16 protein-coding genes are annotated in these 20,657 nt (G+C 60.5%); 13 read left to right on the forward strand and 3 right to left on the reverse strand.

Annotated features, from left to right (window positions below; translation table 11 throughout):
- Window positions 1–320: 320 nt before the first annotated feature.
- From JIO00_RS00675 to JIO00_RS00705, 7 genes are all read left to right on the forward strand, one after another.
- Window positions 321–1,673: a TolC family outer membrane protein gene (locus JIO00_RS00675; protein WP_200667399.1), complete on the forward strand. Its 1,353-nt coding sequence runs from the start codon at window positions 321–323 to the stop codon at window positions 1,671–1,673.
- A 36-nt stretch (window positions 1,674–1,709) separates the two neighbouring features.
- Window positions 1,710–3,866, forward strand: coding sequence for a type I secretion system permease/ATPase (locus JIO00_RS00680; protein WP_010464926.1), 2,157 nt, complete (start codon window positions 1,710–1,712; stop codon window positions 3,864–3,866).
- On the forward strand, window positions 3,856–5,223 hold the full coding sequence (locus JIO00_RS00685) for an HlyD family type I secretion periplasmic adaptor subunit (protein WP_145309058.1): 1,368 nt from the start codon (window positions 3,856–3,858) through the stop codon (window positions 5,221–5,223). The genes JIO00_RS00680 and JIO00_RS00685 overlap by 11 nt, the downstream gene beginning before the upstream one ends.
- Before the next feature lie 438 nt (window positions 5,224–5,661).
- Complete coding sequence (locus JIO00_RS00690; protein WP_010464924.1) at window positions 5,662–6,582, forward strand: LysR family transcriptional regulator; 921 nt, start codon at window positions 5,662–5,664, stop codon at window positions 6,580–6,582.
- 220 nt (window positions 6,583–6,802) lie between these two features.
- Window positions 6,803–8,338 (forward strand): MFS transporter, encoded by a 1,536-nt coding sequence (locus tag JIO00_RS00695; RefSeq protein WP_010464923.1) that lies wholly within the window; start codon window positions 6,803–6,805, stop codon window positions 8,336–8,338.
- Window positions 8,339–8,364: 26 nt separating this feature from the next.
- The gene (locus JIO00_RS00700) at window positions 8,365–9,432 is read left to right on the forward strand and encodes an HlyD family secretion protein (protein ID WP_010464922.1); all 1,068 of its coding nucleotides are present in this window, start codon (window positions 8,365–8,367) and stop codon (window positions 9,430–9,432) included.
- Window positions 9,429–10,904, forward strand: a complete 1,476-nt coding sequence (locus tag JIO00_RS00705) for an efflux transporter outer membrane subunit (RefSeq protein WP_200667400.1) — start codon at window positions 9,429–9,431, stop codon at window positions 10,902–10,904. Before JIO00_RS00700 ends, JIO00_RS00705 begins: the two co-directional genes overlap by 4 nt.
- Here JIO00_RS00705 and JIO00_RS00710 read toward each other — a convergent pair.
- Window positions 10,885–11,574: an NYN domain-containing protein gene (locus tag JIO00_RS00710; protein ID WP_010464920.1), complete on the reverse strand. Its 690-nt coding sequence runs from the start codon at window positions 11,572–11,574 to the stop codon at window positions 10,885–10,887. The genes JIO00_RS00705 and JIO00_RS00710 overlap by 20 nt on opposite strands.
- Before the next feature lie 497 nt (window positions 11,575–12,071).
- On the opposite strand from JIO00_RS00710, the gene JIO00_RS00715 reads away from it, so the two are divergent.
- The 4 genes from JIO00_RS00715 to JIO00_RS00730 are packed head-to-tail and all read left to right on the forward strand — an operon-like array spanning window position 12,072 to window position 16,777.
- Entirely contained in the window at window positions 12,072–12,854 is a 783-nt protein-coding gene (locus tag JIO00_RS00715; protein ID WP_010464919.1) for an efflux RND transporter periplasmic adaptor subunit, read from the forward strand.
- Window positions 12,851–14,170, forward strand: coding sequence for an efflux RND transporter periplasmic adaptor subunit (locus tag JIO00_RS00720; protein WP_102594837.1), 1,320 nt, complete (start codon window positions 12,851–12,853; stop codon window positions 14,168–14,170). The genes JIO00_RS00715 and JIO00_RS00720 overlap by 4 nt, the downstream gene beginning before the upstream one ends.
- The gene (locus JIO00_RS00725; protein ID WP_083375319.1) at window positions 14,171–16,267 is read left to right on the forward strand and encodes an HlyD family efflux transporter periplasmic adaptor subunit; all 2,097 of its coding nucleotides are present in this window, start codon (window positions 14,171–14,173) and stop codon (window positions 16,265–16,267) included.
- A gap of 12 nt (window positions 16,268–16,279) precedes the next feature.
- Entirely contained in the window at window positions 16,280–16,777 is a 498-nt protein-coding gene (locus JIO00_RS00730; protein ID WP_200667401.1) for a GNAT family N-acetyltransferase, read from the forward strand.
- Between the two features lie 122 nt (window positions 16,778–16,899).
- Here the strand turns inward: JIO00_RS00730 and JIO00_RS00735 are convergent, their stop codons facing one another.
- Window positions 16,900–17,211, reverse strand: coding sequence for a DUF6916 family protein (locus tag JIO00_RS00735; RefSeq protein ID WP_010464915.1), 312 nt, complete (start codon window positions 17,209–17,211; stop codon window positions 16,900–16,902).
- Window positions 17,212–17,261: 50 nt separating this feature from the next.
- Entirely contained in the window at window positions 17,262–17,849 is a 588-nt protein-coding gene (locus tag JIO00_RS00740; RefSeq protein ID WP_200667402.1) for a phage tail protein, read from the reverse strand.
- 241 nt (window positions 17,850–18,090) lie between these two features.
- Here JIO00_RS00740 and JIO00_RS00745 point away from each other — a divergent pair, with 241 nt between their 5' ends.
- Window positions 18,091–19,662, forward strand: a complete 1,572-nt coding sequence (locus JIO00_RS00745) for a glycosyltransferase family 39 protein (RefSeq protein ID WP_154913449.1) — start codon at window positions 18,091–18,093, stop codon at window positions 19,660–19,662.
- Window positions 19,663–19,788: 126 nt separating this feature from the next.
- A complete protein-coding gene (locus JIO00_RS00750; RefSeq protein WP_010464912.1) occupies window positions 19,789–20,625 on the forward strand; it encodes a sulfotransferase family protein in 837 nt (278 codons plus the stop codon).
- Window positions 20,626–20,657: the final 32 nt, after the last annotated feature.

Consider the following 20,657-nt stretch of genomic DNA (forward strand, 5'->3'; position numbering starts at 1 on the left):
GGACCTGATGGCGCTTTCGCCAACTCAGTCTGGACGTACTTTCAAGGTATTCGAGGCACAACTTTGACGCGGGTAATCGTCAATAAATTGGCTATACTTTTTCGCTATAAACTATATGCCAAACTATTGACCTTAGTGCTGTCATCCTAAACACTCGTCCCAGTAATGTCACATTGATATTTAGGTAACTACCCGCCCCGCAGAGTGCGATTCAGTTCCAAATTCAAACTTTCCGATACACGGTCATTCCGATGGTCATCATCCGATGCAGCGGTATGTTCTGCAGTGATTCAAGACAAGTAATTCCGGGAAATTCCAACATGCGTTTGCACCTGCTCAAGGCTCTACCCTTCGCTCTAGCCGCCAGTTTTGTTCAGGCGCAGTCACTTCCGGAGGCCATGCAACAGGCATTGGATGTCCATCCGGAAATCCAGGCAGGTGTTAATAGTCGATTGGCCGCGGATTATCAGTTAAAGGCGGCAAAAGGTGGATACCTTCCCCGGGTCGATCTGCTGGGCGGTTATGGTCGCGAAGGCACTGACAGCGTCACAACCCGCGCGGCCGGTAGTGACAATCACTGGGAAACCCTGAACCGTAGCGAGTCAAGTTTGCGTCTGTCTCAAATGGTTTTTGACGGTTTTGCGACGTCCAGTGAAGTGGGGCGTCAACAAGCCACCGTTAATTCCCGTGCTTATTCCTTGTTGGGCACGTCCGAACGTACCGCGCTGACCGTGGCTCAGGTTTATCTGGATGTACTGACCCGCCGCGAGTTCGTGCGCCTGGCCACCGATAACCTGAAAAGCCATGAACGCATTTTTGACCAGATCAAGTTGCGCACCCAGCGCGGCGTCGGCAGCGGTGCCGACCTCGACCAGGCCGAAGCGCGTATGGCCCAGGCCCGCAACAACCTGATCACCGAACAGACCAACCTGGCGGACGCCGAGACCAACTTCCTCAGTGCCGTGGGCCAGATGCCCGATCAATTGGAGCGGCCTGCCGATTTCCTCGCGCTGTTGCCGGCCAACCTGAATGAAGCCCGGGCGCAGATGCTGGAAAACAGCCCGATCCTGCGTTCGGCCGAGTCCGACATCGCTGCGGCCGAAAAACAGTACGACGCCGCCAAATCGTCCTTCTACCCGCGCTTCGATGCCGAACTGGGTCGCTCCGCCGACAACGATCTCGACGGTCAGAACGGCCACAGCAACGAATGGCAGGCGATGTTGCGCATGCGCTTTAATCTGTATGCCGGCGGCAGCAACAAGGCGGATCTGGAATCCAAGTCCTACCTGTCCAACCAGGCCCTGGATATCCGCAATAACGCCCTGCGCGTATTGAACGAAGAGTTGGGCCTGGCCTGGAACGCGTTGAACAACGCCAACGCCCAGGTGCCGATCGCCCAGCAATATGTCGATCACAGCACCAGCGTGCGCACCGCGTACCAGAAGCAGTTCAGCCTGGGCGAGCGCACCCTGCTCGACCTGCTCGACAGTGAAAACGAACTGTTCACCGCTTCCCGTCGCCTGGCCGAGATCAAGAACATTCAGTTATTTACTCAATACCGAATCAAGGCGACCATGGGCGAGTTGCTCAAGAGCCAGGGAGTGGTCGCACCGTTGGCATCCGTTGTGCAGAACGACGTGAAGCCCAGGGTCCAGCTACCCGGGATGAATTGAGTCTTCCCTTTTTACTGTTAGCCAAGAGTGCCGAGCGTGGAATCAGAAGTCAGTCGAGTTCAACTCATTCATGATCCACGCGCGCTGCACGACGATCCGTTACTGGACGGTCTGCTAGCCCTTTGCACCCTGCATCAGAAACCGGCCAGCGCCGCGATGCTGACCACCGGCCTGCCGTTGCCCAAGCAACGTCTGAGCGTTGAGTTGTTGCCCCGCGCCGCCGCTCGCGCCGGTCTGCAAGGGCGGGTGCTGGTGCGCAAGCTGGAGCAGATTCCGGCGATTGCGATGCCGGCGCTGCTGCTGCTCAAGGATGGCCGCAGCGCCGTCCTGCTCGGCTGGCACGGTGAAGACCAGGCCCGCCTGCTGATCAGCGAAAGCGATGGCGGCGAAAGCCTCGTCAGCCGCGAACTGCTGGCCGACGACTACATCGGTAAAGTGTTCTTCGCCCAACCCCAGCACAAATTCGACGTCAATCACGGCACGCTGATCCCGCGCGCGCGCTCGTGGTTCCGCGACACCCTCAAGCGTTCGCGCTGGCTGTACGCCGACGCCATCGCCGCCAGTTTCCTGATCAACATCATCGCCATGGCCGCGCCGCTGTTTGTGATGAATGTCTACGACCGCGTGGTGCCGAACCAGGCGGAATCGACGCTGTGGGTGCTGGCCATCGGCATCACCGGGGCGTATCTGTTCGACCTGATCCTCAAGAGCCTGCGCAGCCTGTGCCTGGACCTGGCCGGGAAGAAAACTGACCTGATCATTTCGGCGACGTTGTTCGAACGCATTGTCGGCATGGCCATGAAGTACCGCCCGGCCCGGGTCGGTAGCTTCGCGCAGAACATCCATGAGTTTCAGAGCCTGCGCGACTTCCTCGCCTCGCTGACCCTGACCAGCCTCATCGATCTACCGTTTACGCTGCTGATCTTCATGGTCATCGCCATTCTCGGCGGGCACCTGGTGTGGATTCCGGTGCTGGCATTCCCGATTGCCCTGCTGATCGGCTATGCGCTGCAAAAGCCGCTGGTGGCGACCATGGAACGAACCATGGCCTTGGGCGCCGAGCGTCAGTCGAGCCTGATCGAAACCCTCGCCGGCCTCGATGCGGTGAAGGTCAACAACGCCGAAAGCGAACGCCAGTATCAGTGGGAACAGACCATCGGCACGCTCAGCCGCCTCGAACTTCGGGTGAAAATGCTCTCCGGCCTGGCGATGAACATCACCTTGCTGATCCAGCAATTGGCCGGGGTGATCATGATCGTCTTCGGCGTGTACCAGATCATTGCCGGCAATTTGAGCATGGGCGGTCTGATTGCCTGCTACATGCTCAGTGGCCGCGCGCTCAGCCCGCTGGCTTCGTTGTCCGGCCTGCTGACACGCTACCAGCAAGCGCGGGTGACCATGGTCTCGGTGGACCAGATGATGGAGTTGCCGCAAGAACGCAACTTCGAAGAGCGCCCGCTGAGCCGCAAGGTACTGCAAGGCGCCATCGAATGCCGGCAGATGAACTTCACCTACCCGAATCAACAGAACGCGGCGCTGAAAAACATCAACCTGATCATCAAGCCGGGCGAGAAGATCGGCATCATCGGTCGTAGCGGCTCGGGCAAAAGCTCCTTGGCCAAACTGCTGGTGGGGCTCTATCAGCCGGACGACGGCGCGCTGTTGGTGGACGGTGTCGACATTCGTCAGATCGACGTCAGCGAATTGCGCCACAACATCGGCTACGTCGCGCAGGACATCCAGCTGCTGGCCGGCACCCTGCGCGACAACCTGGTCTCGGGCGCGCGCTATGTAGAAGACGAAATGGTCCTGCAAGCCGCCGAGCTGGCCGGCGTGCATGAGTTTGCCCGCCTGCACCCGCAAGGCTATGAGCTGCAAGTCGGCGAACGCGGGCAGAACCTGTCCGGCGGTCAGCGCCAGAACGTGGCCCTGGCCCGTGCGCTGCTGCTCAACCCGCCGATCCTGCTGCTCGACGAACCGACCAGCGCCATGGACAACACTGGCGAAGAACGCCTCAAGCAACGCCTCGCGGCGGTGGTTGAAAACAAGACCGTGGTGCTGGTGACGCACCGGGCATCGCTGTTGTCGCTGGTGGATCGCCTGATCGTCATCGACCGTGGACAAATACTCGCCGATGGCCCGAAAGCCGCCGTGATGGAAGCGTTGAAGAAGGGGCAGATCAGTGTTGCTTAAGTCGGGTTTCAAGGATTCGATCCGCCGTTACTTCAAAGGCTCCGAGTCGCTGCATGGCCAGCCACTTCCCGAGGTCAATAAAGCCCTTATCGAAGACGCCCCGCGTGTGGTGCGGCTGACGATCTGGGCGATCATCGGCTTTTTCATATTCCTGATGCTCTGGGCCAATTACGCGGTGATCGACGAAGTCACCAAGGGCGACGGCAAGGCGATTCCGTCGTCGAAGATCCAGAAAATCCAGAACCTTGAGGGCGGTATCGTCTCCGAGTTGTTCGTCACCGAAGGGCAGATTGTCGATGCCGGGGCGCCGCTGATTCGCCTGGACGACACGCGGTTTGCCTCCAACGTGGGCGAGACCGAAGCCGATCGGCTGTCGATGCTGCTGCGCGTGGAGCGTTTGAGCGCCGAGGTCGATGACCGTCCGCTGAACTTCCCCGCTGATGTGCTCAAGGCTGTTCCCGGTCAGGCCGCCAGCGAAGAGTCGCTGTACATCAGTCGTCGTCAGCAACTGCACGATGAGATCGGTGGTTTGCAGGAGCAGTTGATCCAGCGCCAGCAAGAGCTGCGCGAATTCACCTCCAAGCAGTCGCAATACCGCAATGGATTGTCATTGCAGCGCCAGGAAATCAACATGTCCGAGCCGCTGGTGGCTCAGGGCGCGGTGTCGCCGGTCGAGGTTTTACGGCTCAAGCGGGCTGAGGTCGAAACCCGTGGGCAACTGGACGCCACAACGCTTGCAATCCCGCGCGCCGAATCGGCAATCAAGGAAGTGCAGCGCAAGATCGACGAGACGCGCGGCAAGTTCCGCAGCGAAGCCCTGACCCAACTCAACGAGGCCCGCACCGACCTGAACAAGGCCCAGGCCACCGGCAAGGCACTGGAAGACCGGGTCAGCCGGACGCTGGTCACTTCGCCGGTGCGCGGCATCGTCAACAAGTTGCTGGTAAACACCATTGGCGGCGTGATCCAGCCGGGCAGCGATCTGGTGGAAATCGTACCGCTGGACGACACCTTGCTGGTGGAAGCGAAGATTCGCCCGCAGGACATTGCGTTCCTGCACCCGGGCCAGGAAGCGACGGTGAAGTTCACGGCGTATGACTACACCATTTACGGTGGGCTGAAGGCCAGGCTTGAGCAGATCGGTGCCGACACCATCACCGATGAAGACAAGAAGACGACGTACTACATCATCAAACTGCGCACGGATCGCAGTCACCTGGGGACAGATGAAAAGCCGTTGCTGATCATCCCGGGGATGGTGGCTTCGGTGGATATCATTACTGGCAAGAAGACAGTTCTCAGCTATTTGCTCAAGCCGATTATCCGGGCCCGCGCCGAAGCGCTGCACGAGCGGTAGTTCTCGGTTGGGGCTGATGGCCTCTTCGCGGGCAAGCCTCGCTCCTACAGGGATTTGTGAACTCGCTATCCCATGTAGGAGCGAGGCTTGCCCGCGAAGGCGGCCTCAAAAACGCCGCAAGTCAAAAGCCATATCGTTATTCATTAACGGTATTCAAATTTCAATTCTTGGTGAAGAGCCTGGTGTTTGACACGCTGGAGCGCGTGACTGTTAAGCGCTGGGGGATGCAGCGCTGAGTTTTGCAGTGTCTGACCTGGCCTCTTCGCGGGCAAGCCTCGCTCCTACAGGGTTTTGTGTTGAATACAAAATCTGCGTCCACTGAAGATCCCTTGCAGGAGTGAGCCTGCTCGCGATGAGGCCACTCCAGCCAACACAATAATTGGGGATGTTTGCTAGCATTGCGTCTGAATCAATCCAGCCCAGACACGAGTGCTCAGCATGCAACTCCCGGACATGAACCTTCTGGTCGCCCTAGACGCCTTGCTCGATGAAGGCAGTGTGGTGGGTGCCGCGCGGCGGATGAACCTCAGCCCGGCGGCCATGAGCCGAACACTCACGCGAATCCGCGAGGCCTTCGGCGATCCGATCCTGGTGCGCGCCGGCCGTGGTCTGGTGCCGACGCCCAAGGCGTTGGAGCTCCGCGAGCAAGTGCGCAACGTCGTCGAGCAGGCCGCATTGCTATTTCGCTCGGCTGATGCGGTGGACTTGGGTTCGTTGCGTCGTCGCTTCAACATCCGGGCCAATGACTTCTTCGTCGGTGTCTACGGCGGCAAGCTGTTTGACACCCTCGACCGCCAGGCGCCGCATTGCGAGCTGCGCTACGTCCCCGAGGGCGATGGCGATGATGAAGCGCTGCGCGAAGGGCGCATCGACCTGAGCATCAGTAACACCCGGCCGCTGACCCCGGAAGTGAAGGTGCAGAATCTGTTTTCCACTCATTTCGTCGGCCTGGTTCGCGAGGACCATCCACTGTTCGACGAAGAGATCACGGCCGAGCGCTTCGCCGGTTTCTCTCACATCAGCATGTCCCGTCGCGGCATTGCTCGCGGGCCGATCGATACAGCACTCAATGCCCTTGGGCTTGAACGGCGGGTGGCGGTGATTGCGCCGAGTTTCCATGCGGCGATGTTTGCGCTGCCGGATTCCAACCTGATTTTACCGGTGCCCAAGGAGGCGCTGTTGAGTGTGCGGCGCCTGGGCTTGAAGCTGCGCTCGTTTACCCTGCCGGTTCCCTTGCCCACGCTGATGCTGACCCAGGCCTGGCACCCGCGTTTCGACAAGGATCCGGCCCACCGCTGGTTGCGTGAAACACTCAAGGCATGCTGCGAGGAAACCTGGCTGGCCGCACAACCCACCTGAAATTGAACACTGTCCCCTGTGGGAGCGAGCCTGCTCGCGATAGGGCCATCACATTCAACATAGAGGTTGACTGAACCACCGCTATCGCGAGCAGGCTCGCTCCTGCAGGGGGTTTCACATTGCTGCGTCTGGCGCACTTATAACCTGCCCATAAGTCAATTTTCGTCAGGCCCCTCACTTCTTAAAATACTCCGTTATTCAAACCCGGAGCCTGCAGCAAATGACGTCCCCCTCGGTCACGGCATCTCTCGCCACGGCCAGTCCAGCCGCCGTTACGCCCCCTGTTTTCGGCCCGCGGATCATCATCGGTCTGGTGGGCGTATTGCTGGCGGTATTGGTGTCGGGTCTCAATGAGATGGTGACCAAGGTCGCGCTGGCTGACATTCGCGGCGCAATGGCGATCGGCTACGACGAGGGCACCTGGCTGGTTGCCAGTTACACGGCGACCTCGGTTGCCGCCATGGCCTTCGCGCCCTGGTGCGCGGTGACGTTCTCGCTGCGGCGCTTCACCCTCTGCGCCATCAGCGCCTTCACCCTGCTGGGCGTGTTGTGCCCGTTCGCTCCGACCTACGAAAGCCTGCTGCTGATGCGTACGTTGCAAGGTCTGGCCGGCGGCGCGCTTCCGCCTATGCTGATGACCGTTGCGCTGCGTTTTTTACCGGCCAATGTGAAAGTTTATGGCTTGGCGGGTTATGCCTTGACGGCCACCTTCGGTCCAGGGCTCGGCACGCCTTTGGCCGGTTTGTGGACCGAGTACGTCGGCTGGCAATGGACCTTCTGGCAAATCATCGCGCCGTGCCTGATCGCCATGGCGGCGGTGGCCTATGGTTTGCCGCAGGATCCGCTGCGTCTGGAGCGCTTCAAGCAGTTCAACTGGCGCGGCTTGCTGCTGGGTTTTCCGGCGATCTGCATGTTGGTGATCGGCATCCTTCAAGGCAATCGGCTGGACTGGTTCGAGTCGAGCCTGATCTGTGGATTGCTCGGCGGTGGGTTGCTGCTGTTGGTACTGTTTTTGATCAATGAATGGTCGCAGCCGATTCCGTTTTTCAATATGCAGATGCTCGGCATCCGCAACCTGTCCTTCGCCTTGCTGGCCCTGGCCGGTGTGTTGGTCGTGCTGCTGGCAGTGATCATCATCCCGTCCAGCTACCTGGCGCAGGTCCAGGGTTATCGCCCGGTTCAGACCGCACCGATCATGTTGCTGGCGGCCCTGCCGCAGTTGATCGCGCTGCCGTTGGTGGCGGCCCTGTGCAACCTGCGTTGGGTCGATTGCCGCTGGGTGCTGGGGCTCGGCTTGAGCATGTTGGCGCTGTCATGCATCGGCGGTTCGCAGCTGACCTCGGTGTGGATACGCGACGATTTCTACGCATTGCAATGGCTGCAAATTTTCGGTCAACCCATGGCGGTGCTGCCTTTGCTGATGCTCTCGACCGGCAGCATCACGCCGATGGAAGGCCCGTATGCCTCGGCCTGGTTCAACACCGTGAAAGGCTTGGCGGCGGTGATCGCCACCGGGGTGATCGAGGCGTTGACCACGTCGCGGCTGCATTTCCATTCGACCATGCTGGTGGACAACCTCGGCAACTCCCCTCTGACCAACAGCGACGGCGCCGGCCTTGCCCATCGGCTGCATGAGCAGGCTGTGGTGCTGACGGCATCGGATCTTTATCTGTGCATGGCCGGCGTCGCGCTGACGTTGATCTTGCTGATTTTCTGGCTGCCGACGCGGATTTATCCACCGCGCGCACCGACATGAATGCTTCACTGAAACAGAAGGTTTTTATGACGACTCAAACAAAGCAAAAAGTGGCTGTCGGCGTCGCCGCAGTGGTGGCGGTCGGCGTGCTGATTTACCTGCTGGCGCCAGGCGTTTTCGGTAAGCGCACCCAGCAGAACACCAATGATGCCTTTGTCTCGGCGGACTTCACCTTGGTGGTGCCTCGCGTGGCGGGTTTCATCAAGGAAGTGCTGGTGGAAGACAACCAGCAGGTCAAGGCCGGGCAGTTGCTGGCGTTGATCGATGACCGCGACCTGCGTGCCGCCGCCCAAGCCGCCGATGCCGAAACGCTGGTGGCCAGGGCGCAACTGCAAAATGCTAAGGCGACCCTTGAACGCCAGACGTCGGTGATCGCTCAGGCCCAGGCCACGGTGGTGTCGGCCAAGGCTGAAATGGCCTTCGCCGAGCATGAACTGAACCGCTACAACCACCTCGCCGGGGTCGGTGCCGGCACTGTGCAGAATGCTCAGCAAGCGCGCACGCGCATCGATCAGGCCTCCGCGCGGTTGGCCAATGTCACGGCGGTGCTGGCGGCGGAACGCAAGCAAGTGGAGATCCTCACCGCGCAGCGCGACGCGGCCGACGGTGGATTGAAGCGGGCGCAAGCGGCGCTGGAAATGGCCAGCTACGAGTTGTCTTACACGCGCATCGTTGCCCCTCAGGACGGCATGGTGGGCGAGCGGGCTGTGCGGGTCGGCGCTTACGTAACGCCGGGCAGCAAGATTCTGGCGGTGGTGCCGCTGGCACAGGCTTACGTGGTCGCCAATTTCCAGGAAACCCAACTGACCGACGTGAAGCCTGGGCAGGATGTGCAAGTGCGTGTCGACAGCCTCGGAGGCGAGGTCCTGACGGGGCGCGTCGAGAGCATCGCGCCGGCGACCGGTGTGACGTTTGCGTCGATCAAACCGGACAATGCCACCGGCAACTTCACCAAGGTGGTGCAGCGAATTCCGGTGAAGATCATTCTGGATCCGGGGCAGGCATTGGCCGAGAGGTTGCGGGTGGGGATGTCGGTGGAGGCGAGGATTGATACGGCCAGTGAGGCGACTGCGTCCGAGGTGGTTCAGCGATGAAGATCTGCGTTGGCCACTGGCCTCAACTCACCCTGTGCGCCTCGCTGGTCATGAGCCTTTCCGCCTGCACCGTCGGCCCCGACTTCCAGAAGCCTCAACCCCAAAAAATCACTGAATGGTCAAAACCATCAAAAGCCGCCGCCAGCGAAGCGGTATCCACCGACATGAACGAACGCTGGTGGGACGTCTTCAACGACCCAAAACTCTCGGCCCTGACCCAGCGCGCCTTGACCGATAACCTCGATCTGAAACTCGCCAGCAGCCGCTTGCAGCAAAGCCGTGCGGCGCGTCAGGTCATCACGGCCGACCGTTATCCGAATACCGCCGCCACCGGCAGCTACGGGCGCAAACGCAACAGCGGAGAAGGTCTGAACGACCCATCAGGCAACAACGGTGATTCGGCGTTCAACCTCTGGGACGCCGGCTTCTCCGCTTCCTGGGAACTGGATTTCTGGGGCCGTGTGCGCCGCGAAACCGAAGCCGCCGATGCGACCCTGGAAGTCGCGGAAAACGATCGCCGTGGGGTGCTGCTGTCGGTGCTCGCCGAAACCGCTCAGGACTATATTCAACTGCGCGGCGTACAGAGCACGCGGGCCGTTACCGAGCAAAACCTCGAGGTCGCCCGGCACAGCCTGAAACTCTCGCAACTGCGTCTGGCCGACGGCGTTGCCACCGACCTTGATGTCGCCGAAGCGGCTGCCCAAGTCGCCGCCATCGAGTCGCGTCTGCCCGCGCTGGAACAGCGCCAGTCACAACTGATCAACGCCCTGAGCTTGTTGATGGGCGAACCGCCTCAAGCGCTCCAGGCCGAGTTATCCACAGACGCCCCCGTGCCTTCGACACCGCGCCAGGTCGCCATTGGCCTGCCGTCGCAATTGGCTGAACGCCGCCCGGATATTCGTCAGGCCGAAGCCCGACTGCACGCCGCTACTGCGAGCATCGGCGTGGCCAAGGGGGACTTCTATCCGCGGATTACCCTGTCGGGCAACATCGGTTCGCAAGCCGTGCAACTGAGCGATTTCGGCTCCTGGGGCTCGCGCTCGTTCGGCATCGGCCCGCAATTCAGCCTGCCGCTGTTCGATGGCGGCCGCCTGCGCGGGGTCCTGAACTTACGCGAGGCCCAGCAACAGGAAGCCGCCATCGCCTACCAGCAAACCGTCCTGCGCGCCTGGCATGAAATCGACGATCAACTGAGCGCCTACAACGCCAGCCAACTACGCCGCGACAGCCTCGCCGAAGCTGTCCGCCAAAACCGGATCGCCCTGCGCACCGCGCAGCAGCAATATGTGGAAGGGGTGGTGGATTTCGTTAACGTACTGACAGTGCAAGGCGCCTTGTTGGCGACACAGGAGCAGTTTGTCGAGAGCTCGACCGGGGTGTCGCTGGCGATGGTGGGTTTGTATAAGGCGTTGGGTGGGGGATGGGAGTCGGTGTATCCGTTGGCTAGTGTCGTTACCAGTAATCCGGTTTGATGGCGGGAGCCTTATGGGTCGGTACCCGTGCCTGAAATTGGTGTACCTGCAACTCTTCAGAGGTGACGACACGCCGCATCCAGTGAGAGTGCTCCTTCAAAGAACCTGGTGATGGGCGGTTTAACTCGGCACGGTGAGGAAGAATGACCCCGACTTTCATGTCAGGAAAATCTTCTCGAATTGCTTTCAGGGCTGGAGTCATGTCTGTGTCACTGGATACCAGGACTAGCTGTTCGATTTGTTTATTAGCATGGAACTTGGACTGTCTTGCGGCTGTGCGATACATGCTGATCGCAATGTGGACATCTGTCTCTTTCTCTTCAAGCTTCCAGATGTCGACTTTGTCTTGGCGAGAGGCGCCAGTTTTTCTGTCAATGAAGCGAGGTGCTTTCGCGGGCTCAAGCTTATGGCGACCATAGTGAACGGCAACGTTGGTTGCTTTTAATGCACGCAAATAGGTGTCTTGAGCTTCTTTGGAGGCTCGGCCGCGAGTTGCAAGCTCTGGCTTGACGGATGAGGTGAAGTAATCAACCGAGATTAATGAGCTTTGGGGATTCTCGATGTAAGCGACATGGCCCAGCAAACTTTTCAGATTGAGCCATTTGTATGGCGTGCCCGCGAGTAATCCATAGAACACGTTGTAGCCATCGACAAAAAACGCGGTTCGCACAAACTCAATCCTCTGAAACGAAAAAACCGGCCGAAGCCGGTTTCTTCACCCCAACGGCCAGTGAATTTAATCTCTGCGTACGGGGTTCAGTTGGGGAATCCTAAGTCGGGTGTGTCATATACGTCAACCCACTGGCTGATCAACATTTGACTCGATTGAAGGATTTCCAGCGCCGGCGAGTCAGTTTTGATCGCCGACCTTGGTGATGGTCAAGGCGTTATCGGCCTGAGTTATTAGTAATTGCTACAGGAAGAGTGTTGAGGTGCTGCATTTCGATAAAGGTTTGAAGTGTCGATCGCTGCTCTCCGTATCGATTGAAAGTACGTTCCCAATCTGATGTGGGATTTATTACCGATAGCTACTGAAGGAAAGCCCACGTTTTCGTGCTGAGAAATCAGGCAATTTTGAAACAGCACATTTCTATCCAAGGACATCTATCCACTTGACGCCCACCCACCCTGTCATAGACTCCGCTCATCCGTCAGGGAGATACGGTTATGCGGCGTTTTTGTGTTTGGGTTATTGGATTGACCGTTGTGACCTGCGCAGTACACGCGCAAACGCCCGCGCCAGACGATCCGTTGTTGGAAAACAGCACCGCTGGCAGCAATGCGACAACCAGCAGCGAGGCCCGGGGCGTGTTGCGTGCCCGGGATCAGGCGGTGCTCGCCAGTGAGTTGTCCGGGCGCATTGTCGAGCTGCCGTTCAGTGAGGGCGAGTCGTTCAAGAAGGGCGATACGCTGGCGCGTTTCGATTGTTCCGCTTATCAGGCCCAGCTCAATGCGGCGCAGGCTGCCAACCGTGGTGCGGGTGAAGAGCTGTCCCACAACAAACAGCTGGCGGCGTTGAATTCGGTCGGGCGTTTTGAAGTGGCGCGGGCCCAAGCCAAAGTCAGCGAGACGCAGGCGCAGTCTCAGGTTTATCAGGTTCAGGTGAAACGCTGCAGCGTGCTGGCGCCGTTCGATGGCCAGGTCGTCGAGCGCAAGGTCAAACGCTATGAAAGCGTGGCGGCCGGTGCACCGTTGCTGGATGTGGTAGACAATCGAACGCTGGAGATCCATCTGCTGGTGCCGTCACGCTGGATGGCCCGGCTCAAGCCCGGTCAGACCTTCAGCTTTGTCCCCGATGAAACCGGTCAAGCGCTGGATGCCACAGTCAAACGCCTCGGCGCTCGAATTGATGAAGGCAGCCAGACCTTGTTGCTGGTTGCAACACTGCCCAATGCCAACGGTTTGCTGGCCGGCATGAGCGGCACGGCGCGTTTCGCGGAGCTTAAATGAACGCGCCCGCTGCGAGCGGTGCCGAACAGGTCTTCGCCAGGTTTCTTGATCTCGAACGCCTGACCCGCGCTGCGCGCACGCCTGCGCAACTGGCCTACAGCCTGGTCAATGACGGGCAGGCGCTGTTTGGTTTTCGTCATGCGGCGCTGTTGATTGCCGGCAAGGTGCAGGCGGTGACGGGTGTCAGTGCCGTCGACCCGAATGCGCCATTCGTGGCGTTCGTCGAGCAGGCCGTGGCGCAGTTGTTCAAGGCCGGTGTGCTGAAGCAGGCAAGGGTGATACCGGCGAATGTCCTCAGCGAATCGATTCAGGCCGATTGGCAAAGTCTTTCGGCGGCTCAGGTGTTTTGGCTGCCGCTGATCGATCACCAGGGCGAGGTATTCGGTGGGCTGTGGCTGGCGCGGGACCTGCCGTGGAACCCTTCCGAGCAAGTGCTGCTGTCGCAACTGGGCGACACTTACAGCCATGCCTGGTTGGCGCTGCAACCGCGCAAACCGTGGCGGCTGCGCTGGACCCGAAAACGTCGGGTGGCACTGGTCGCCGTGCTGTTGCTCGGGTTGCTGATCCCTGTGCGCCAATCGGTGCTGGCGCCGGCAGAAGTGGTTCCATTGGGTGGCCGGGTGGTGGCTGCGCCCTTGGACGGCGTGATTGCCGAATTCCTGGTCAAACCCAATCAGACGGTCAAAGCCGGCGACCTGTTGCTGCGCTTTGAAAGCACCACGCTCAAGGCCCAGGCCGATGTGGCCGAACGCGCCTTGGGGGTGGCCGAAGCTGAACTGAAAGCCAATTCCCAACGCTCGTTCGCCGATGCCGAGTCCAGCTCGAAGATCGATCTGCTGGCAGCGCGAGTCGAGCAAAAACGCGCCGAACGGGATTACGCCCGCGAATTGCTCAAACGCAGTGAAGTCCGCGCCGAGCGCGGCGGTATCGCGGTGTTCGCCGATGCGGAGCGCTGGACCGGCAAGCCGGTGCAGACCGGCGAGCGGCTGATGGAAATCGCTGACCCGACCCAGGCCGAGTTGCGCATCGAACTGGCGGTGGGCGACGCGATATCCCTTGAGCCCGGCGCGCAAGTCGCGCTGTTTCTCGACAGCGATCCGTTGCAGCGGCACTTGGCGAAACTCGAACGCTCGGCTTATGAGGCGCAACCCACCGCTGCCGGACAACTGGCTTATCGCCTGGATGCGAATTTCGAGGGCGCACCGCCGCGCATCGGCCTGCGCGGCACCGCTAAAATTTTCGGCGACCGTGCTCCGTTGGCGTTGTACCTGCTGCGTCGACCTCTGGCCGGGTTGCGCCAGAGTGTGGGGCTTTAGATGAGCCTGCCGAGCCTGCGGGCCGACTTGCAACTGTCCGTGGCGACTCCGGCCCTCGATGGCTCGCCGCGCTGGACCCTCGCCGACCCAGTGCGAGGGCGCTATTTCAAACTCGGTGCCGCCGCGATGCGGTTGCTGCGTCATTGGTCGCTGGGGGATCCCGAGCAGGTGTTACGCGCCGCCAACCGCGAGCCCGGGTTGCCACTCGATGGCGCGGAGCTTGAGCAGTTGCTGGGCTTTTTGCGTGGCCACGACCTGATCAGCGCACTCGATCCGCAACAGCGCGCCAGTTACAGCCTGAAGGCGGCCGCCCAGCGTCAGACGCTGTGGCAGATCCTGCTGCACCAATACCTGTTTTTTCGCATTCCCCTGTGGCGCCCCGACGCTTTTCTCAATCGTGCCTGGCCATGGATCGAGCGCTTCGGCCCGCGGGCGCTGCGCTACGGGTTGCCCGTGACGTTGGGGCTCGGGGTGTTTCTGGTGTCGCGGGACTGGCAGCGGTTTATCGCCACCTTCCCGCATCTGTTCAGTCTCGGCGGCGCTCTGGCGTTCGGTGTGGCGCTGTTTTTTGCCAAGCTCTGTCACGAGTTCGGCCACGCCTTCATGGCCAAGCGCGCGGGTTGTCGGGTGCAGAGCATGGGCGTGGCGTTCATGGTGTTGCTGCCGATGTTTTACACCGACGTCAGTGATGCCTGGCGGGTCAATGATCGTCGTGCGCGACTGTTGATCGGCGCCGGTGGTGTGCTGGCGGAATTGCTGCTGGCGAGCATTGCACTGCTGGTCTGGTCATTGCTGCCGGACGGTCCCGGGCGCACCGCTGCATTCATGCTCGCCAGTGCCACCTGGATCACCACGCTGGTGATCAACCTCAACCCGTTCATGCGCTTTGATGGTTACTTTTTGCTCAGCGACTTTTGGGAAGTGGACAACCTTCAAGGGCGAGCCTTTGCCTTGTGCCGTTGGCGGTTGCGCGAGTTTTTGTTCGGCTATGGGGCTGCGGCGCCGGAGCCCTGGTCGCCGAAGATGCAGCGGCGATTGCTGATCTGGGGCTATGGCGCGTGGCTGTGGCGAGCGGCGTTGTTTCTCGGGATCGCGCTGGCGGTCTATCACCTGTTCTTCAAGGTGTTGGGGATTTTCCTGATGCTGGTGGAGCTGGTTTGGTTCATCTTCCTGCCGATCTTGAGTGAGTGGCGGCAGTGGTGGAGCCGACGGGAGCAGGCCTATGTCCCCCGCGTGTTGCTCAGCGGTCTGGCCTTGCTCGGACTGGTGCTGGTGCTGGTTTTGCCGTGGCGCAGTGCGGTGGAGCTGCCGACGATGCTGGAAGCGGGACGCGCCAGTGCGTTGCACGCGCCCGTCGCGGCGCGGGTCAAAACGGTGAACGTGCATGACGGTCAGGTGGTTGCCCAGGGTGAGGTGCTGATCGAACTGGAATCGCCGGACCTGGACTCGCGCCAGGCCATCGTCCGGCGTGAAATCCAGATCCAGCAGTTGCAGATGCGCCGTCAGGCCAGTCGCAGCGAAACCGCCGCCGACGCCGGGATTATTGAGCAACGCCTGGCGGAGGCGGTGGCCGACTATCGCGGACTGGCCGCCCAGCGTGAACGTCTGCTGCTGCGCGCGCCCCACGCCGGCACCGTGCGCGATCTGTTGCCGCAACTGGTGGCAGGTCGCTGGTTGTCGACCAAAGATCCCCTGGCGCGGGTCGTTGAAGACGGTGCACGGTTGCGTGGCTATCTGGCCGAAGCCGAACTGTGGCGCGTGGCGCCGGGGGCCACCGGGCGGTTCATTGCTGATGATCCGATGCACCCGGCGATCGCCGTGCGATTGACTGAAATCGACACCAATGGCGCGGCCTATGTCGATCAGGAAGCGCTGACGTCCGATCACCACGGGCCGATTGCCGTGCGCCGGGATGCGCATCAACGGGCTGAGCCGGTGCAGGGACAATACGGGGCGCGGTTGAGCACCCTTGAAGCCGCGCCGACGCCGATGCAACCCTTGCGCGGCGTGGTGGTGTTGCAGGGCAGCGGCGAGTCGTTGTTGGGCGTGGCCTGGCGCCGCATGGCGGCGCTGGGTGTCAGGGAAAGCGGTTTCTAAGGAGAGCAGGTGATGGCGAATACCGAATCAGTGGCGGCCGATGGCTTGGTGGTTCGGCCCTCACGGACCAGCGATGGGCCTTTTTTGCACAGTCTTTACCAGGCTGCGCGGCCGGATCTGCAATGGATCGACGGTGAGCGAGAGGTGGTGGAGCAGGTGGTCGCCCAGCAATTTCAGGTGCAGGAACAGGGATTGGGGGAGCGATTCCCCAACGCGATGCATTACGTGATTGAAAAGCTCGACACAGCCATCGGCGCGCTGACCACCGATTTTGGCCCCAATGAAATTCGCGTGTTGTACCTGGCATTCATTCCACAGGCCCGCGGCCAGGGTTTTGGCCGCAAGGTGCTGCAAGGTGTGCAACAAGCCGCCCAACAGATCCGCTGCCCGGTGGCCACGGTGGTCTGGGCCAACAATCCCCATGCGCGCCAGCATTACCTGGCGCTGGGGTTTCAGGTTGAAGAGTGCAGCCCGGCGGCGGAGCGGTTGGTGTGGTATCCACAAGGCTGAATCCACCCCCGCCCCCTGTAGGAGCGAGCCTGCTCGCGATGGCGGAGTATCAGTCACCATAGATGTGAATGAACCACCGCCATCGCGAGCAGGCTCACTCCTACAATGGGATTTCGGTATGTTCAGTTGAAGGCGATATAGAAATACCCCATGTCCGGATCACGGCCCATGGCCGGCACACGAGAGACAAAAATTCCCTGCACCTGACCCAGCATCGGTAACTCCAGCGTGCATAACCCATCCACAAACGCTGTGGGTTCCAGACTGTTGAACTCGACACTGAACGGCACGCGCTCGCTGTTTGGCATCCGCGAATGGGGCGTTTCTTCAAGCGTGTCGATATGGATCGACAACTCACTGCCATCCGGCAGCCGCAGCGAGCCTGTCTTGCCCAGCAGGGTCTGAAAGTGTTGGCTTTGAACCTGTTGCAACATGGCGTCACTCCCGAAAAACGGCCGGGGGATGGGTATCCCCCGGCCAGACCTCAATTGCGAGAAGGGAACAACCCGTTCAAGGCGATGCTGAAGTTGAGCACCAGGAATGGGTTCATCGTTTCCATCGGCAAACCGTTACCGGCCGACGAGATTTCCCCCGTCACGGCAGTGGCCACGCCCTTCAGCGGTACCGCCGCAGCGCCTTGCGCATCAGAGAAGATGCTCGCCGAGCCCGGGCCGCCGCCCGAAGCACCGATGTACGAGTTGGTCGCGGTTGGAGCGGTGACCGGGTTGCTCGCCGGGCTGGCCAGTTGCAGGGTGGTGGTGGCCGTCAGCCCGGACAAGGCATGGGTGTGATTCGGCAGGTTGGTGATGGTCGCGGTGACGTTCTCGGTCCCGGAGAGTTCGCCAATGACCCGTGGTGTCAGGTTCAGCCCGTTGCCCATGCACACCGGCATTCGGCCTTGCAGGTTGGGTAGCATGAAGTTGGTGGAGCCATTGCCGCCGAAGTTGACGCCGAGCAGGGCAAATAGCGCGTTGTATTGCTGGACCGCCAGCGTCTGGCCGTTGCACAGGGCCCAGCCGTTGGGAGCAAAGTTAAAGGCGAAAGGCTGAATAGTGCCCATGAATACTTCCATAGTTCCTTATCCCTCAGGTTAGTGTCTGAAGCGTCACGTAAGGCCCGGTTATCCGGGCGGATCGCGCTGATCAGCCGACTCCATTCATCTCCGTGGCTGGGTCACGCCAAGCCAGAGCGTAGTAGATCCGGATGATTGCCGAATGTCGTTGGTCGTAAAGCCAGCATCGACGACGGCGCTGACGCTGACCTACAGTGATGACACGCTTCACGCTTTTTCACTGGCAGTCCCGAGGGGAGCAATGGAGGCGTACAGAGAATTGCCACTTGAGGGCACCCAAGGCCCGCAAGCGACACCCGGTGCCTGGGCGAGCGTCAAGCGCTTGCTTCGGTGGGTGCGCGAACATTGGCTGTTGCCGATTCTCGCGTTGGCCGCGCTGGTGCGTTTCTACGACCTGACGGCGGCGGCTATCTGGGGCGACGAAGGTTCCAGCCTGCTGATGAGCCAGTTTTCGCTCGGCGGGATCTGGCTGCACGCCGCGTACGATGTCCACCCGCCGCTGTATTTCATGCTGCTGCACGGCTGGGTTGAGCTGTTCGGCGACGGTATATTTTCGATCCGCAGTTTCAGCGCGCTGCCCGGGATCGCCACGGTGTGGCTCGGCGTCTGGCTGATGGACTTGCTCGCCACCCGGCGTGCCGCGCTGCTGGCCGGTTTGCTGCTGGCGCTGCTGCCTACGGCGGTGCGATACAGCCAGGAAGTGCGGATGTACTCACTGCTGGGCCTGTGGCTGATCGGTGCGACGATTGCGCTGGTCTACTGGATCCGATACCCCCGGCGCACGCGTTATCTGGTGGCGTATGTGCTGCTCATGACTGCGGCGTTCTACACCCATTACTTCACCGCCCTGTGCGTGCTTTGCCATTGGCTGTATCTGGGGGTGATCCGCCTGCAACCAGGTTACCGCTTGCGGCATATTCAACGCCCCGGCTGGTGGCTGGCGAACGTGGCGATTGTGTTGTTGTACTTGCCTTGGGTGCCGAGCCTGATCGATCTGGTCCAGCACATGGATCAGCTCAAGGCCAATGGCGATGTGGGATGGGAGGCACCGGTCACGTTCGGCTCGTTGCCGTCGATGATCTGGTCGTTTCTGATCCAGGACGATGGCGAGAACCTGCCGACCCTGATTTTCAGCACGTTACCTTTGGCGTTGCTGGCCTTGATGTGGGTGGCGCTGGCGCGGGATCGCAGCGTGATTCGGGGCAGTGCGCTGGTGGTGATCTACACCGTTGTGCCGTTGCTGGTAGTGTTTGGGGTGTCGTTTGTCTCGCCGGTGTTCATCGAGCGTTACCTCACTGCCTACGCCCTCGGCCTGCCAATGATTGCCGCACTGGCCATTGATCGCCTGTACTCAGGGGCCCGGGTGTTGGCCATGACGGTGCTGGTGTTGTTTGCCGGTGTCGAACTGGTGGGCCTGAATAACAACGCCACGGTCGATAGCAACGACCAGTTCAACGTCATGGTCAATTACGTCAACCAGCACTTCGTTGCCGGTGACCGAATCGTCACCAGCGACATGCTTTGGTACCTCAGCTACGTCTATTACAACCGCACCGACGCCAAGCCGTTGCTGTACACGCCACCGTTATCAGGCGGTGCCTCGAGCCGGCCGAGTGCTTATGGTTTCGGCACGTTGGTGACCCCGGACATTTACCTCGATAGCCTTGGCACCTTGCCTAAAGGCACGGGGCGCGTGTGGTTGATCGGCACTGTCGGTGTGCCGGACGAGTTCGCCCCGTTGCCCGCCGGCTGGCAGAGCGTTGGCCAAACGCAGGCAGGAGGCGCCAATGCGCGCTTGTTCGTGATGCGTTAAGTCAGTAACAAAAATCTTGTTTTTCAGACGATTTAGCTTCGATTTGATATCAAAACACTACTACTGCTTCGGCCATTCATAGTCTACGCTCCGTCATACATAAAGGACTGATGATCAGGTGAAGGGATGCAGCAGTACCACTTTATCTCCGGCTTGCCGCGTTCAGGCTCGACCCTGCTTTCTGCAATCCTGTTGCAGAACCCGCGTTTCCACGCCGGCATGACCAGCCCCGTTGGCGCCCTGTTTTCAGGTGTTCTGGAACAGTGCAGCGCCGGCAGTGAGTTTGGCGCGGTGATCGATACCGATCTGCGCCGACGCTTATTGCGCGGTCTGTTCGACTCCTTCTACGCCGACAAGGCCGACAAACCGGTGGTGTTCGACACCAACCGGCTATGGAGTTCGCGCTTGCCGGCCATCAGCGACCTGTTCCCGCAAGCCAAGGTCATTGCCTGTGTGCGCAATGTCGCCTGGGTCATGGACAGCATCGAGCGTTTGTACCGCGCCAACCCCTTTGAAAACACCAAACTGTTCGGCGACGCGATCGAGCGCAACACCGTCTACAGCCGTTGCGAAACCCTGGCCCAGCGCAATCGCCTGGTGGGATTTGCCTGGGCTGCGCTCAAGGAAGCCTATTACGGCGAACACGCCGAGTCGCTGCTGATCGTCGACTACGACCTGCTGACTCAGGCGCCGGATCGGGTGATGCGGCTGGTCTACGACTTCATCGGCGAACCCTGGTTCGAGCATGACTTTGATCACCTCGCTTACGACGCGCCAGCGTTCGACCAGGCCCTGGGGGTTTCGGGCCTGCACAAGGTCAAGCCGAGGGTCGAACTGCAATCGCGGCGAACGATTTTGCCGCCGGACTTGTTCAAGCAGTACGCAGAATTGTCCTTCTGGCTCGATGGCTCAGCCAGCGCCGCCAATGTCATTCGCATGAAAGCCGATGCCGCGATCAGTTGATCGCGGCATTTTCATTTTCGCGTCACGAAAGT

The organism is Pseudomonas sp. SW-3 (assembly GCF_016615645.1).
GTDB lineage: Bacteria > Pseudomonadota > Gammaproteobacteria > Pseudomonadales > Pseudomonadaceae > Aquipseudomonas > Aquipseudomonas mandelii.